The sequence below is a fragment of the Acaryochloris sp. CCMEE 5410 genome, assembly GCF_000238775.2.
Classification (GTDB): Bacteria; Cyanobacteriota; Cyanobacteriia; order Thermosynechococcales; family Thermosynechococcaceae; genus Acaryochloris.
Genome location: NZ_AFEJ02000001.1, coordinates 1,766,612 through 1,780,564, shown reverse-complemented (window position 1 = coordinate 1,780,564; position 13,953 = coordinate 1,766,612). Strand labels below are relative to the sequence as shown.

General features: G+C 49.8%; 24 protein-coding genes. All 24 read left to right on the top strand.

Translation table 11 applies throughout. The features are described 5' to 3' along the window. Positions 1-3 precede the first annotated feature (3 nt). The 24 genes from ON05_RS07855 (at position 4) to ON05_RS07740 (ending at position 13,934) form a co-directional block, all read left to right on the top strand. On the top strand, positions 4-528 hold the full coding sequence (locus ON05_RS07855; protein WP_010469332.1) for a DUF2085 domain-containing protein: 525 nt from the start codon (positions 4-6) through the stop codon (positions 526-528). Positions 529-547: 19 nt separating this feature from the next. Then, the gene (locus ON05_RS07850) at positions 548-1,840 is read left to right on the top strand and encodes an ABC transporter substrate-binding protein (protein WP_010469331.1); all 1,293 of its coding nucleotides are present in this window, start codon (positions 548-550) and stop codon (positions 1,838-1,840) included. A 91-nt stretch (positions 1,841-1,931) separates the two neighbouring features. Further along, entirely contained in the window at positions 1,932-2,387 is a 456-nt protein-coding gene (locus ON05_RS07845) for a thioesterase domain-containing protein (RefSeq protein ID WP_010469330.1), read from the top strand. Between the two features lie 61 nt (positions 2,388-2,448). Further along, on the top strand, positions 2,449-2,973 hold the full coding sequence (locus tag ON05_RS07840) for a DUF29 domain-containing protein (protein WP_010469329.1): 525 nt from the start codon (positions 2,449-2,451) through the stop codon (positions 2,971-2,973). Between the two features lie 351 nt (positions 2,974-3,324). Beyond that, the gene (gene rplC / locus ON05_RS07835; RefSeq protein WP_010469328.1) at positions 3,325-3,963 is read left to right on the top strand and encodes a 50S ribosomal protein L3; all 639 of its coding nucleotides are present in this window, start codon (positions 3,325-3,327) and stop codon (positions 3,961-3,963) included. A 41-nt stretch (positions 3,964-4,004) separates the two neighbouring features. Further along, complete coding sequence (rplD, locus tag ON05_RS07830; RefSeq protein WP_010469327.1) at positions 4,005-4,637, top strand: 50S ribosomal protein L4; 633 nt, start codon at positions 4,005-4,007, stop codon at positions 4,635-4,637. Next, a complete protein-coding gene (locus ON05_RS07825) occupies positions 4,630-4,932 on the top strand; it encodes a 50S ribosomal protein L23 (protein ID WP_010469320.1) in 303 nt (100 codons plus the stop codon). The genes rplD and ON05_RS07825 overlap by 8 nt, the downstream gene beginning before the upstream one ends. A 38-nt stretch (positions 4,933-4,970) precedes the next feature. Beyond that, the gene (rplB, locus tag ON05_RS07820) at positions 4,971-5,834 is read left to right on the top strand and encodes a 50S ribosomal protein L2 (protein WP_010469319.1); all 864 of its coding nucleotides are present in this window, start codon (positions 4,971-4,973) and stop codon (positions 5,832-5,834) included. Positions 5,835-5,875: 41 nt separating this feature from the next. Further along, positions 5,876-6,154, top strand: coding sequence for a 30S ribosomal protein S19 (gene rpsS / locus ON05_RS07815; protein ID WP_010469318.1), 279 nt, complete (start codon positions 5,876-5,878; stop codon positions 6,152-6,154). A 9-nt stretch (positions 6,155-6,163) separates the two neighbouring features. Continuing rightward, complete coding sequence (gene rplV / locus ON05_RS07810; RefSeq protein WP_010469316.1) at positions 6,164-6,526, top strand: 50S ribosomal protein L22; 363 nt, start codon at positions 6,164-6,166, stop codon at positions 6,524-6,526. Between the two features lie 35 nt (positions 6,527-6,561). Then, positions 6,562-7,287 (top strand): 30S ribosomal protein S3, encoded by a 726-nt coding sequence (rpsC, locus tag ON05_RS07805; RefSeq protein ID WP_010469315.1) that lies wholly within the window; start codon positions 6,562-6,564, stop codon positions 7,285-7,287. 63 nt (positions 7,288-7,350) lie between these two features. Next, positions 7,351-7,770: a 50S ribosomal protein L16 gene (gene rplP / locus ON05_RS07800; protein ID WP_010469314.1), complete on the top strand. Its 420-nt coding sequence runs from the start codon at positions 7,351-7,353 to the stop codon at positions 7,768-7,770. Between the two features lie 3 nt (positions 7,771-7,773). Beyond that, complete coding sequence (gene rpmC, locus ON05_RS07795) at positions 7,774-7,968, top strand: 50S ribosomal protein L29 (RefSeq protein ID WP_010469310.1); 195 nt, start codon at positions 7,774-7,776, stop codon at positions 7,966-7,968. A gap of 53 nt (positions 7,969-8,021) precedes the next feature. Further along, on the top strand, positions 8,022-8,273 hold the full coding sequence (gene rpsQ, locus ON05_RS07790; protein ID WP_010469309.1) for a 30S ribosomal protein S17: 252 nt from the start codon (positions 8,022-8,024) through the stop codon (positions 8,271-8,273). A gap of 11 nt (positions 8,274-8,284) precedes the next feature. Beyond that, a complete protein-coding gene (gene rplN, locus ON05_RS07785; RefSeq protein ID WP_010469308.1) occupies positions 8,285-8,653 on the top strand; it encodes a 50S ribosomal protein L14 in 369 nt (122 codons plus the stop codon). Then, entirely contained in the window at positions 8,653-9,000 is a 348-nt protein-coding gene (rplX, locus tag ON05_RS07780) for a 50S ribosomal protein L24 (RefSeq protein ID WP_010469307.1), read from the top strand. Before rplN ends, rplX begins: the two co-directional genes overlap by 1 nt. A gap of 50 nt (positions 9,001-9,050) precedes the next feature. Beyond that, positions 9,051-9,596 carry a 50S ribosomal protein L5 gene (rplE, locus tag ON05_RS07775; RefSeq protein ID WP_010469306.1) on the top strand — a complete coding sequence of 182 codons (546 nt, stop codon included), beginning with the start codon at positions 9,051-9,053 and terminating at the stop codon, positions 9,594-9,596. 35 nt (positions 9,597-9,631) lie between these two features. Further along, the gene (gene rpsH / locus ON05_RS07770) at positions 9,632-10,033 is read left to right on the top strand and encodes a 30S ribosomal protein S8 (protein ID WP_010469304.1); all 402 of its coding nucleotides are present in this window, start codon (positions 9,632-9,634) and stop codon (positions 10,031-10,033) included. A gap of 38 nt (positions 10,034-10,071) precedes the next feature. Next, positions 10,072-10,611, top strand: coding sequence for a 50S ribosomal protein L6 (gene rplF, locus ON05_RS07765; protein WP_010469303.1), 540 nt, complete (start codon positions 10,072-10,074; stop codon positions 10,609-10,611). Further along, positions 10,611-10,967, top strand: coding sequence for a 50S ribosomal protein L18 (gene rplR / locus ON05_RS07760; RefSeq protein ID WP_010469301.1), 357 nt, complete (start codon positions 10,611-10,613; stop codon positions 10,965-10,967). The genes rplF and rplR overlap by 1 nt, the downstream gene beginning before the upstream one ends. A 14-nt stretch (positions 10,968-10,981) precedes the next feature. Continuing rightward, the gene (rpsE, locus tag ON05_RS07755) at positions 10,982-11,515 is read left to right on the top strand and encodes a 30S ribosomal protein S5 (protein ID WP_010469299.1); all 534 of its coding nucleotides are present in this window, start codon (positions 10,982-10,984) and stop codon (positions 11,513-11,515) included. A gap of 59 nt (positions 11,516-11,574) precedes the next feature. Next, on the top strand, positions 11,575-12,024 hold the full coding sequence (rplO, locus tag ON05_RS07750) for a 50S ribosomal protein L15 (protein ID WP_029314984.1): 450 nt from the start codon (positions 11,575-11,577) through the stop codon (positions 12,022-12,024). A 42-nt stretch (positions 12,025-12,066) separates the two neighbouring features. Next, entirely contained in the window at positions 12,067-13,374 is a 1,308-nt protein-coding gene (gene secY / locus ON05_RS07745) for a preprotein translocase subunit SecY (RefSeq protein WP_010469295.1), read from the top strand. Further along, complete coding sequence (locus ON05_RS07740) at positions 13,374-13,934, top strand: adenylate kinase (protein ID WP_010469294.1); 561 nt, start codon at positions 13,374-13,376, stop codon at positions 13,932-13,934. Before secY ends, ON05_RS07740 begins: the two co-directional genes overlap by 1 nt. The last annotated feature ends 19 nt before the right edge of the window (positions 13,935-13,953 follow it).

The window sequence follows — 13,953 nt, the reverse complement described above, 5'->3', positions numbered from 1 at the left end:
TTAATGGTACGGACAGTGGAACGGCCCACCCAATCAGTGGAGTACGTCAAACAACCTCGTCCCTGGCGCAGCATCATTGCCGACGTCATCTTAGTGGGATTAGTGTCTGGCCCACTGGCCGCTCCCTTCCTAGCATCCACCGGGTTACCCATCCTGCCTCAGATCGCCAGCATCATCTACTTTATGGGCGATCATGTTTGTCCCCAACCCGAAATGGGATTAGCGCTAATGCCGCCCTATCTGATGGCCGTCTGTATGCGCTGTTTCGGCACCCTAATGGGACTAGTAACCATGCGCTATCTGTTCTCCGTTAATCAAGGCCAAGCCCCCTATTGGCTGAATCGATATGGTTTACCTGGTTTGGTTCTGACCATTGGCCTCTGTTTGGTCTATCCCTTTGAACTCTATGCCCAGTCTTGGGGGTGGTGGGAATACAACAACTTCGTGGTCACACTGTTTGGCCTAGTTTCAGGGCTTGGGCTGGGAGCCTACATCATGCCGCCCCTTCATCGTGCTCCTCGCACCTAACCTCAACCTTCTGCTGATAATGCTGCAGAAAAATCATCCGTACCCAGCACTGCTCAAGTCCATTGGCAGATGTCTGGGTATTGTTTTATGCACCGTACTGTTGAGCGTTTCTTATATCACTCCAGCCCAGGCGGAACCCATCACCCTTAGCTTTCTGGTCGCTGCCTTTGAAGTCCCCGTCTGGAAACCGCTGATCGCTGAGTTTGAAGCCCAGCATCCCGATATTCATATTGAAGTGATCGAAGGTCCCAGCACCTCTAATATTGTCGAAGACCTCTACGTTTCAGCGTTTCTGTTGGGCAACGCGCCTTACGATCTGGTCTATATGGATATCACCTGGGTGGCTAAGTTTGCGGCTGCAGGATGGCTACAGGATCTATCCTCACGAGTCACTTCTGAACAGGAAGCCCAGTTTTTACCCGGTGCTTGGTCAGGCGGGAAATTCCAGGACAAACTTTATCGCTACCCTGCCGTACGAGCAGATGTAGGGGCCTTGTATTATCGCCAAGATTTACTCGATCAGTATGGCTATTCTCCCCCTGAGACCTTTGCTGACTTGATCCAGATGTCCCAAAACTTGCAAGCCCAAGGCATTCCTTGGGGCTTTTTATGGCCAGGCAAACAGACCGAAGGCACAACCGCTATGTTTTTGGAGGTATTGTCAGGGTTTGGCGGTTATTGGATTGATCCAGAAACGTTGGCAGTGGGGTTGGATACAGAAGATGCAGTTACAGCCTTAGCCTTCCTCGTCAACACCCTGACAGAGGGCCTTTCACCACCCGGCACCGTCAGCTATCAAGAAGAAGAAAACCGCCGACTCTTTCAAAATGGGCAAGCCGTCTTTATGCGTAACTGGCCCTATGCCTGGTCTTTGATCAACGCTCCCACTTCTTCAGTCCAAGGCAAAGTCGGCATTCACACGATGGTGTCTCAATCGAATCAACTTGCACAGGCCTGCCAAGGCGGTTGGGGTTGGGGGATTGCCACCACTAGTCCCTATCCCGAAGAAGCCTGGCAAGTGATTCAGTTTTTCTCTAGCGAAGCAGCTCAACAGCAGGTGGTCCAACAGTTTGGATATCTACCCACTCTCAAATCTCTCTATGCCGATCCAAATATTTTGGCCCAGTATCCTCATTTCGCCCTACTCCGAGAGATTCAGGAACAGACTGTCTTGCGCCCTGCCATTGCTCAATACGATCAGGCTTCAGATATCCTGCAACGGTATCTCAATGCAGCATTTACCCAACAGCTCAGTCCCAAAGCAGCCATGGTCGCTGCTGCAAGAGAAACCCGTCAATTACTGGCTCACTGATGTCAATGAATCTAATGAGCCGAATATGAAGATAGGGACTGAACCAATCACTATAAACTGAGGCAAGAAGCCCTACCCTACAGACACCATCGTGACTTCAGACTGTACAGCAGTAGAACAATATCTCCACGAACATATTCCAATCTCGGCAGCCATGGCCGTAACCGTCACTGCCATACATCCTCAAGTTATCTTGTCCGTTCCTCTCCAACCAAATATCAATCATCGTCAGACTGGCTTTGGGGGTAGTATTTCAACCCTAGGAATCTTGTCGGCTTGGACTTTTGTCCATACTCGGCTTCAACCTCTATCAAAGCCTTACAGAATCGTCATCCAAGATAACAGCGTGGAATACCTACAGCCTGTCACCAGTGACTTTGAAGCAAGATGCACACCACCCCCAGCAGAAACATGGCAACGGTTTCTCAAAATCCTGCAAAGAAAGGGCAAAAGTCGAATCCAACTAACCGCTGAAATCTATGCAGCGGATCAATTAGTCGGCACATTCACAGGTAACTACGTCGCTTTGGACATCCAAAGGGCTTAACGCCAAGACAGCTTTGGATATGTCACATTAGTGAGGTAGGTCAAGAGTCTTGGTGGCAATTATGACGAGCACCCAACTCCCTAACTCAGAACAATCCAGCGATAACCACAGACCGATCAGGAATGATGGCCTAGTTCATCAGCAGTTATATGAAACTGACTTTGTTGAGTGGATCAATCAAGCAGTTGTATTGCTCAAGCAAAGTAAATTTAGTGAGCTGGATCTTGAAAACCTGATCGAAGAGGTAGAAAGCTGGGGACGCAGCGAAAAGAATGTCCTCAGAAGTAATTTACGCATTCTTTTATTGCACCTATTAAAGTGGCAATACCAACCCGGCAAACAGAGCGGCAGCTGGCGAAGGAGTATCAGAGAACATCGCATCCGCATCCAAGAAGCCTTTACGGATAGTCCGAGCTTGAAAAATTACTATATAGATAGCTTTGGAGAAAGCTACAGAAAAGCACGACAGCTAGCGGCCGATGAAACAGGGCTAGGTATCAGCACATTCCCCACGGAGAGTCCTTATACACCCGAGCAAGTTCTAGAGAGTGAATTTCTACCAGAAGTGCAAGGTATAAGTGCATGAACAGCTTGCCAACCTAGAACTCTAATAGCCGCCTTAACCCTATGAGGACCATGAACGGCCAAGCCAATGAATTGAAAATTTATGTAGACACGAATTCATTCCTAGTCTATGATGATTAATCGGTGCTTGTGCAGGATACTGGGTTCCGAAAATAACCCAAGTCCTTAAGACCGAGAAGCTATTCACGCTTCTGTTGTTTCTACAATTAACTTGCTCCTCAGATTGGCGTTAACTCTAATGTCTACCTGGCTTAGAGTTCCGGCGATGTTGCGTCTTTTAGGCGACCTGAGGTCAATTTTTTTGTGTTATAGGGGTTTCCCTATTGTGTTTAGGTAAGGGAGTCTGCTCACTGTGTCTGTCGGTATTCTAGGAACAAAACTGGGAATGACCCAGGTTTTTGATGAAGCGGGTCGTTCGATTCCAGTCACCGTCGTTCAGGCGGGTCCCTGTCCGGTCACCCAGATCAAAACAGCCCAGACGGATGGCTACACCGCCATTCAGATTGGCTATGGCAGCACCACTGAAAAAGCATTAACACGTCCCGAATTAGGACACCTGAAAAAATCCGGTTCTACTCCTGTGAGACATCTGCAAGAGTACCGTCTCGCTGATGTCAGTGAGTATGAGCTTGGGCAAAGTATTTCCGCCGATCTCTTTTCCGAAGGCCAGCTGGTTGATATTTCCGGTACAAGCATCGGTCGTGGTTTCGCGGGTTACCAAAAACGCCACAATTTCCGACGAGGCCCCATGGGTCACGGTTCTAAAAACCACCGCGCACCGGGTTCAACGGGTGCAGGTACGACCCCTGGCCGCATCTATCCTGGTAAGCGAATGGCCGGGCAAATGGGGAACGTCAAAAAAACCATTCGCAAATTGACCGTTGTGCGGGTAGATGCCGAGCGCAACGTTTTGTTGATCAAGGGTTCAGTTCCCGGCAAGCCTGGTGCTTTGCTTAACATTCAGCCTGCCACCATTGTGGGCGAAAGCTAGTTTTGTGCCGAATGCCTAAAGACGCCTAAAGAGTAAAGAACATGGTTAATTGTGTAGTAAGAAATTGGCAAGGAGAGGACGCAGGTCAAGCAGAACTTGATCTGAAAGTCGCCAACGAAGAGAATGCGGCTCATATCGTGCACCGCGCCCTCCGCCGTCAAATGAACAATGCCCGTCAGGGAACCGCCTCTAGTAAGACCCGCTCTGAAGTGCGCGGGGGTGGACGCAAGCCCTGGCGACAAAAAGGGACCGGTCGCGCTCGTGCAGGTTCCAGCCGTTCTCCCCTTTGGCGGGGTGGTGGTGTCATCTTTGGCCCCAAGCCTCGGAGCTATTCCACCAAGATGAATCGCAAAGAGCGACGGTTAGCCTTGAGAACCGCCTTTGCTAGCCGAGCTGAAGACTTGGTTGTAGTAGAAGATTTTGGCGATAACCTCTCTCGGCCCAAGACCAAAGATTTGCTAGAAGCAATGGGGCGTTGGGGTGTAAACGCAGACTCTAAGACCCTGCTGATTTTGGCAGACAAACATGACACTATCTATCTGTCTGCCCGCAACGTAGAAAAGCTGAAGCTGATTTTAGCCAGCAACTTAAATGTCTACGATTTGCTAGCAGCAGACCAGATTGTGGCAACCCAATCTGCGATCGCAAAAATTCAGGAGGTTTACAGTGACTAAGGTAACACCCACCAGTTTAGCCGACTTAATTCGGCGGCCCATCGTTACTGAAAAAGCCACCTTACTTCTGGAAAACAACCAGTACGTATTTGAGGTCGATCCCAGAGCGACCAAACCTCAAATCAAAGCTGCGATTGAAGAGCTTTTCGAAGTCAAAGTGACAGGCATTTCCACCAGCAACATGCCGATCAAAAAGAAGCGCATCGGCAAGTTTATCGGTCATAAAGCTCAATACAAACGGGCGACCGTCACCCTTGCACCGGAATTCACCATTAACCTGTTCCCAGAAGTTTAAGTGCCTCCCTCTGACGTCTTTTTTGAAGTGATATAGCAATGGGCATCCGCTATTACAGACCTTATACCGCTGGAACTCGCCAAAAGACGAGTTCTGACTTCGCCGAGATCACCCGCGATCGGCCCGAAAAATCCTTGGTCAAAGCCAAGCATCGAGCCAAAGGTCGCAACAATCGAGGAGTCATTACCAGTCGGCGACGAGGAGGCGGTCACAAACGTCGCTATCGGATCATCGACTTCTATCGCAATAAGCTAGGTGTCCCTGGCACCATTGCTACCGTTGAATACGATCCCAATCGCAATGCTCGCATTGCCTTGGTCAACTATAAAGACGGCGAGAAGCGCTACATCCTCCATCCCCGTAACGTTCAGGTGGGTACCACCATCGTTGCTGGACCTGACGCCCCCATCGAAGTGGGTAATGCGCTACCCCTAGAAAGAATCCCTCTAGGTACTGAAGTTCACAATGTTGAACTGATTCCTGGGAAAGGGGGGCAACTGGCCCGTGCTGCTGGAGCCTTGGCCCAAGTCGTTGCGAAAGAAGGGAAAATGGTCACCCTCAAGCTACCTTCTGGGGAAGTCCGTCTTTTCCAGAAAGAGTGCTACGCCACCATCGGCCAAGTTGGTAACGTCGAGTCCAACAACATCACCATCGGTAAAGCCGGTCGAAATCGTTGGAAAGCTCGCCGTCCTAAGGTCAGAGGATCGGTGATGAACCCCGTGGATCACCCCCATGGTGGAGGTGAAGGACGGGCACCCATCGGTCGCAGCGGTCCTGTCACTCCTTGGGGTAAACCCACCTTGGGTTATAAGACCCGGAAGAAGAAGAAGCAGAGCAACAAGTTGATTGTCCGTCGCCGCCGCCGTTCTTCCAAGCGGAGTCGGGGTGGTCGCCAGTCTTAATCTATCGTTTGCACTTTATTTGACGTTTCATTCACTCAACCATGTCTCGTTCTCTGAAAAAAGGCCCCTTCGTTGCTGACCATCTTTTAACCAAGGTGGAAAATCTCAACGAAAAAGGCGAAAAGCAAGTTATTAAAACCTGGTCACGGGCATCCACTATCATCCCGCAAATGATTGGTCACACAATTGCCGTCCACAATGGTCGTCAGCACGTACCGGTTTACGTCAGTGAACAGATGGTGGGACATAAGCTGGGTGAGTTTGCCCCCACTCGCACCTTTAAAAGCCATTCCAAAGGCGACAAAAAAGCACGGATGTAGGATAACGCGATGACAACGCAACTCAAAGATATCAACGGCGCATACGCTAAAGCAAAATATATCCGCATGTCTCCTCGGAAAGTGCGCCGGGTTTTGGATCAAATTCGAGGCCGGAGCTATCGAGAAGCCCTGATTGTTCTCGAATTTATGCCTTACCGAGCCTGTGAGCCAGTCTTAAAGGTGTTACGTTCGGCGGTGGCCAATGCCGAAACCAACCGCGGATTGGACCCTGTAGATCTCGTAGTCAGTCATGCCTATGCGGATCAAGGTCCTCGCTTAAAGCGGTTTCGCCCTCGTGCCCAAGGACGGGCCTATCAAATTCAAAAGCCGACCTGCCATATCACCATTGCGGTGAGTGCTGAGGCTAGCTAACCACCTTTATTGAGCCATAGACAGAGGACATTTTTGTGGGACAAAAGATTCATCCAACCGGTTTTAGACTAGGGATCACACAAGATCACTGGTCGCGCTGGTTTGCCGATACCGATCGTTACCCCGAACTCCTTCAAGAGGACTTTAAAGTTCGCAATTACGTCAACAAAAATCTGAGCAATGCTGGCATCGCTGGCGTGCGCATCGAGCGCAAGGCTGATCAGATTGACTTGGAAGTGCGAACAGCTCGCCCCGGCGTAGTCGTGGGCCGAGGCGGCAGTGGTATCGAGTCCCTCCGAGTCGGTCTTCAAAAAGAGCTGGGGGATGATCGTCCCATTCGCATCAATGTCGTCGAAGTGGCTCGCGTCGATGCCGAAGCAACCTTGATTGCTGAATATATTGTCCAGCAGTTGGTCCGTCGAGTCTCCTTCCGTCGGGTGGTGCGTCAAGCCATTCAACGGGCGCAACGCGCTGGCGTCGAAGGCATCAAGATTCAAGTGGGTGGTCGCCTTAACGGTGCTGAAATTGCCCGGAGTGAATGGACCCGTGAAGGTAGAGTGCCTCTACATACCTTACGTGCCAACATTGACTATTCCTACCGTACTGCCAGCACCACCTACGGGATTTTAGGTGTGAAAGTTTGGGTCTTTAAAGGTGAAGTCATCCCCGGCGCAGATGAACAGCCCACCAACCGCGAACCTCAACAGCGACGACGTCAGCAACAGCGACGACGCCAGCAGTTTGAAGATCGTTCTGAATAAATCTTTTGATTCTGTTTAGCCGGCCGCTAGACACAGCTACTCCCTTACCCCCGATTCCTGATTATGTTAAGTCCCAGAAAAACGAAATTTCGTAAGCAACACCGGGGCCGTATGCGCGGTAAAGCCACTCGAGGGAACACCCTCAGCTTCGGTGATTACGGTCTTCAAGCCCTTGAGCCTTCCTGGATTACCTCACGTCAGATTGAAGCCGGACGACGAGCCATGACCCGCTACGTCCGTCGGGGTGGAAAGATTTGGATTCGTATCTTCCCAGACAAGCCGGTTACCATGCGTCCTGCAGAAACCCGGATGGGTTCTGGTAAGGGTGCGCCTGAGTATTGGGTGGCCGTAGTCAAGCCAGGTCGTATTATGTATGAAATGAATGGTGTCCCTGAGTCAACCGCTCGGGAAGCCATGAGATTGGCAGCCTTCAAAATGCCCATCAAAACCAAGTTCGTTGCCCGCCCAAAGGAGGAATCTTAAGTCATGGCATTGTCAAAAATGGCTGATTTGAAAGACCTTTCTGTGGGTGAGATCGATGCCAAGGTTCAAGAATTAAAGAAAGAACTCTTTGATCTACGATTCCAAAAAGCAACCAAGGAAACGATTCAACCGCATCGATTCAAGCACATACGGCATGAGATTGCCCAACTCTTAACTTTAAAACAGCAGCAAAGTTAGGTATTTAGGTTTGGGACTTTACATGTTGGATTTGGACGATTGGAGTTAAACACATGGCTATTAAGGAAAGAATTGGGGTTGTGGTCAGCGACAAAATGGACAAGACGGTGGTCGTCGCCGTGTCCAACCGCGTCCCCCATAAAAAGTATGGAAAAATCGTGGGTCAGACCCGTCGGTATAAGGCACATGACGAAGAGAATGCCTGCCATGTCGGTGACCGCGTACGCATCCGAGAATCCCGTCCCCTCAGTCGTACAAAGCGATGGGCGGTAACAGATGTTTTAGTGGCTGCTAATCGACCCTAGGGACCTGAATCATGATTCAACAAGAAACCACACTTAATGTTGCAGACAACAGCGGCGCTAAACGCTTGTTGTGCATCCGGGTTATCGGCGGTGGTAACCGTCGATATGGCGGCGTTGGCGATGTCATTATTGCCACGGTCAAAGATGCAACTCCAAATATGCCCGTCAAAAAGTCTGATGTGGTCAGAGCAGTGATTGTCCGTACTCGCAAATCCATTTGCCGAGAAAGTGGCATGAGTATCCGCTTTGACGATAATGCTGCCGTTTTAATTAACCCAGATGGCAATCCCCGAGGCACCCGTGTGTTTGGCCCCGTTGCCCGTGAGCTCCGAGACAAGAGCTTCACTAAAATTGTTTCTCTCGCGCCAGAGGTGCTCTAATGGCTAAGAAAAAGTCAACCGCTAAACGCTACAAGATGCACGTCAAAAAGGGAGACACAGTTCAAGTCATTGCTGGCAAAGATAAGGCCAAAGTAGGCGAAGTGATTGATGTCTTACCTAAACTCAGCCAAGTTGTGGTTGAAGGCGTCAACATCAAAACCAAGCATGTCAAGCCTCGCTCTGAAAGTGAATCCGGTCAGATTTCCACTGTAGAGTTTCCCATCCATAGTTCTAATGTGATGCTTTACTCCAACAAGGAAAACGTCGCTAGCCGGGTTTGCTACACCTTTGACGATTCAGGCCGTAAGGTCAGAATGCTGAAAAAAACTGGTGAAATTATTGACTAACGCTCATTTTTGCCCTGACCAAGCCCAGGGCGTTACAGGATAGAAAAGTAATGACAGTCCGACTAAAAACCCTCTATCTCGATACGGCCGTTCCGAAATTACAGGAACAGTTTAAGTATAAGAATGCCCATGAGATCCCTAAAGTCACCAAGGTTTCGGTGAACCGAGGTTTAGGTGAGGCATCACAAAATGCAAAAGCCCTAGAGCGTTCTCTGGAAGAATTGGCGGTCATTACAGGCCAACGGCCTGTGGTCACCCGAGCCAAGAAAGCGATTGCAGGCTTCAAAATTCGGCAAGGGATGCCCGTCGGGGTCATGGTTACCCTTAGAGGAGAGCGGATGTATGCTTTTCTCGATCGATTGGTCAATCTCGCTTTGCCCAGAATTCGTGACTTTCGGGGGGTCAGCCCCAAAAGTTTCGATGGTCGGGGGAATTACACTTTAGGATTGCGAGAGCAACTCATCTTTCCTGAAGTGGATTACGACAGCATTGATCAAATTCGAGGGATGGATATTTCGATTATCACGACTGCCAAAACCGATGAAGAAGGTCGTGCCCTGTTAAAAGTTTTGGGAATGCCCTTCCGTGAAAATTAAGTTGTTTCGAAGGGGGCGGTTCATAAGGAGTAATTATGGCAGCTAATGACACTATTGGTGATATGCTCACGCGGATCCGCAATGCGAATCTAGCACGGCATCAAACGACACAAGTCATGTCGACCCGAATGACCCGAAGCGTGGCTTCGGTGCTGAAGGATGAAGGCTTTATTACCAGCTTTGAAGAGTCTGGTGAAGGGGTAGAACGACGCCTAGTCATTACGCTGAAGTATCGTGGCAAAAATCGGCAACCGATCATCAACACGTTACAACGTATCAGCAAGCCGGGACTTCGAGTTTACTCCAATCGCCGTGACTTACCGAGAGTCTTAGGCGGCATCGGCATCGCGATTATTTCTACATCCAGTGGCATTATGACCGATCGAGACGCTCGCCAAACTGGGGTTGGTGGAGAAGTGCTTTGCTATGTATGGTAAACCCAGCCCCCTTGCAGTTATTGATTCGGAGTTAGACTATGTCTCGCATCGGTAAGGTACCCATTCCTATTCCTGACAAAGTGAATGTCACGATTAAAGGGCAAGCCGTGACTGTGAAAGGCCCTAAGGGAGAGTTGTCCAGAGAGATAACCCCAGAAGTGGCCATTGAGCAGGCTGATAATCTGGTTACGGTAACGCGTCGCAACGAATCACGCATCGCTCGTCAGCGCCATGGCTTATCCCGAACCTTGATTGCCAACATGGTGGAAGGGGTCTCCAAAGGTTTCGAGAAAAAATTGCAAATCCAAGGGGTGGGGTATCGAGCCCAAGTACAAGGTCGTAATTTGATCTTGAACGTGGGTTATAGCAATCCCGTCACCATCGAGCCGCCTGAAGGCGTGCAGGTGGCTGTGGAAAGTAATACGAATGTCATCGTTAGTGGCATCAATAAAGAAGTCGTCGGCAACACTGCTGCTCGAATCCGGGCAGTCCGTCCTCCCGAACCCTACAAAGGCAAGGGAATTCGCTACGCCGATGAGTATGTCCGCCGCAAGGTTGGTAAGGCAGGTAAGAAATAATGAAAACTACTCGCAGAGATGCAACCCGTAGCCGACATCAGCGAGTTCGCCGCAAAGTTGTGGGAACTGCAGAGCGACCTCGGTTAGCAGTATTCCGATCGAACCAGCATATCTATGCTCAGGTGATTGATGATTCCCAGCAGCACACCTTAGCTGCAGCCTCTACCGTTGAATCTGATCTCAAATCATCTTCTGGCGCAACTTGTGATGCCTCCACTGCAGTGGGCAAGCTGGTGGCTGAGCGAGCCATTGAAAAGGGAATCAAGGCCGTAGTGTTTGATCGCGGCGGTAATTTGTATCACGGGCGAGTCAAGGCGTTGGCCGATGCTGCTCGTGAAGCTGGCTTAGAATTTTAAGTAGGATATTATCCATGGCAAAGGAAAATCGTCGCAAAAACAACCGGAACAAGGAAAAAGACTCCACCTGGCAAGAGCGGGTCGTCCAAATTCGACGGGTCTCGAAGGTCGTCAAAGGTGGTAAAAAACTCAGTTTTAGAGCCATTGTTGTGGTTGGCAATGAGCGGGGCCAAGTGGGCGTCGGTGTCGGTAAAGCCAGCGATGTGATTGGTGCCGTTCGTAAAGGCGTTGCCGATGGGAAGAAGCAGCTGGTTGAAGTTCCTTTGACTCGGTCCAACTCTATCCCCCATCCGATGATTGGTCGAGGCGGAGCCGCCAAAGTGATGATGCGACCTGCAGCGCCTGGTACAGGTGTGATTGCCGGTGGTGCGGTTCGTACCGTTTTGGAACTGGCTGGTGTTCGCAATGTGTTGGCGAAGCAGTTGGGGTCCGATAATCCTTTGAATAATGCCCGCGCTACCCTCAATGCCCTAGCCTCCCTCCGCACCTTTTCTGAGGTGGCCGGTGAACGAGGCATTGAAGTGGAAAAACTCTATGCTGCTACTTAGTGCTCTGATAGCCTAAGCGAACCAGTTTATTAACCTCTAGCCCCTGACTTAACAAGATAATGAGACTAAACGATCCTAAACCCAAAACCGGTTCCCAACATCGACGTCGCCGTTTAGGCCGAGGAATCGCTGCTGGTCAAGGCGCTAGCTGTGGCTTTGGAATGCGCGGTCAAAAATCTCGTTCAGGTCGCCCGACTCGTCCTGGATTTGAGGGTGGACAAAATCCTTTATACCGGCGAGTGCCAAAGTTAAAGCATTTTACGCTGATCAATCAGAAGCAATACACTACGATTAATGTAGGTAAGCTTAATGAATTGAAAGCGAAATCCGATGTCACTCTTGAGTCTCTGATGGCCGAAGGCATCATTACATCCAATGATGGACCTTTGAAAGTACTAGGAGATGGTGAGCTAACGGTTGCACTCAATGTGCAGGCCGCAGCAGCAACCCAGTCTGCAATCGCCAAAATCGAAGGGGCCGGTGGTAGCTTTCAGTCTACTGAGTCTTAACATCTTTCATTTTTAATCGGCTTTTAGAGAGGTATCCCTGACATGGTTGTCAGCAGAGGTAAAACACCATCCGCCCAAGAAACCTTTATGCAAATGGCCCAGGCAGCTGGGCTTAGAGGTCGGGTCTTTATCACCCTGGGGTTGTTGATTTTGGTCCGGTTGGGTATTCGTCTGCCGGTTCCAGGTATCAATCGTGCTGCTTTTACATCAACCTTTGCTGGCAACCCTGTCTTTGGCTTTTTAGACTTCTTCTCTGGTGGTGGTTTTTCTGCCCTAGGGATTTTTGCTTTAGGGATTATTCCCTTTATTAATGCCTCGATCATTTTGCAGCTGTTGACCGCTGCGTTGCCGTCCCTAGAGCGTCTACAAAAAGATGAAGGGGAAGCAGGTCGCCGCAAAATTTCCCAGATTACTCGCTATGTGGCTTTGGGATGGGCCATTATCCAAAGTACTGGATTTGCCATCTTAATTAATAGTGCCGAGGGTGTGGTGTTCAATCCCGGCATTGTCTTTATCGTCCAGATGGTGGTAGCCTTAACCGCTGGCTCCATGTTTGTGATGTGGGTGGGTGAACTGATTACGGAAAGAGGAGTCGGAAACGGTGCCTCCTTACTGATCTTTTTGAGCATTGTTTCGGGTCTACCTAGCACCTTAGGGAATGCTCTGCAGATTGCTGAACAAGGCGAGGTCTCTAAGGTCATCATCTTGATTTCCGTGTTCATATTGATGATTGTCGGCATTGTATTCGTTCAAGAAGGCACCCGCAGAATTCCCATTGTCTATGCTCGCCGCCAGGTCGGTCGTAGAACCTATCAAGAACAAAAGAGTTATCTGCCTCTCCGCTTAAACTCGGGTGGGGTGATGCCCATTATTTTTGCCTCGGCCATGCTGATTTTGCCCGGCACCTTGGCAGGACTAACGAACAATGCAACTATCATTGAGTTTGCTGGATATCTAAGCCCCAATAGTTCTCTACCTTGGGTCTATGTGATTTTCTATCTGTCGATGATTGTTTTCTTCAGCTACTTCTACGCATCTTTGGTGGTTAACCCCATTGATATGTCCCAGAACTTGAAGAAGATGGGGGCCAGTATCCCTGGGATTCGCCCTGGGCGGGCAACGACAGAATATGTAGAAAAGGTTCTGAACCGATTAACGCTGTTGGGTGCTTTCTTCTTGGGAGCTGTTGTGTTGGTTCCGGTGGCTGCCGAGAGAGTGGTTGGTGGCGGTATCTTTTCTGGTTTTGGTGCAACATCCCTTCTGATTTTGGTGGGTGTTGCCATTGATACGGCTAAGCAAATTCAGACCTATGTGATTTCCCAACGGTATGAAGGGATGGTGAAACAGTAGTGGCGCGTTTAATTCTGTTTGGGCCACCTGGGGCAGGCAAAGGTACGCAAGCCGTTACCCTCGCAACAGCCTTTAATATTCCTCATATTTCGACGGGGGATTTATTCCGAGCAGCTATTTCGGGTAAAACTCCTCTAGGCTTGAAAGTTCAATCCTATTTGGATCAAGGGCAATTGGTCCCAGATCAAGTGGTGATTGATATGGTCCAAGAGCGATTGGCCCAGTCGGATACTGCTGGTGGATGGTTGTTGGATGGATTTCCCCGGACCATTCCTCAAGCCCAAACGTTGGATAAGCTTCTACAGGAGATGAACCAAAGTTGCGATCGCGTCATCAATCTCCAAGTCCCTGAACAGACGTTGGTGACCCGAATGCTAAGCCGAGGGCGAAAAGATGATACAGAAGCCGTTATCCAAGATCGTCTCCAGGTCTACCATACAGAGACTGCACCTATTTTAGATTTCTATCGTGAGCGCAACTGCTTAGCGGATATCGATGGCGATACGACAGTGGAAGCAGTGACCGATCGCATCAAAGCGGCTTTGGCAGATCTCACATAATTCTTTATACTCTCTGTGT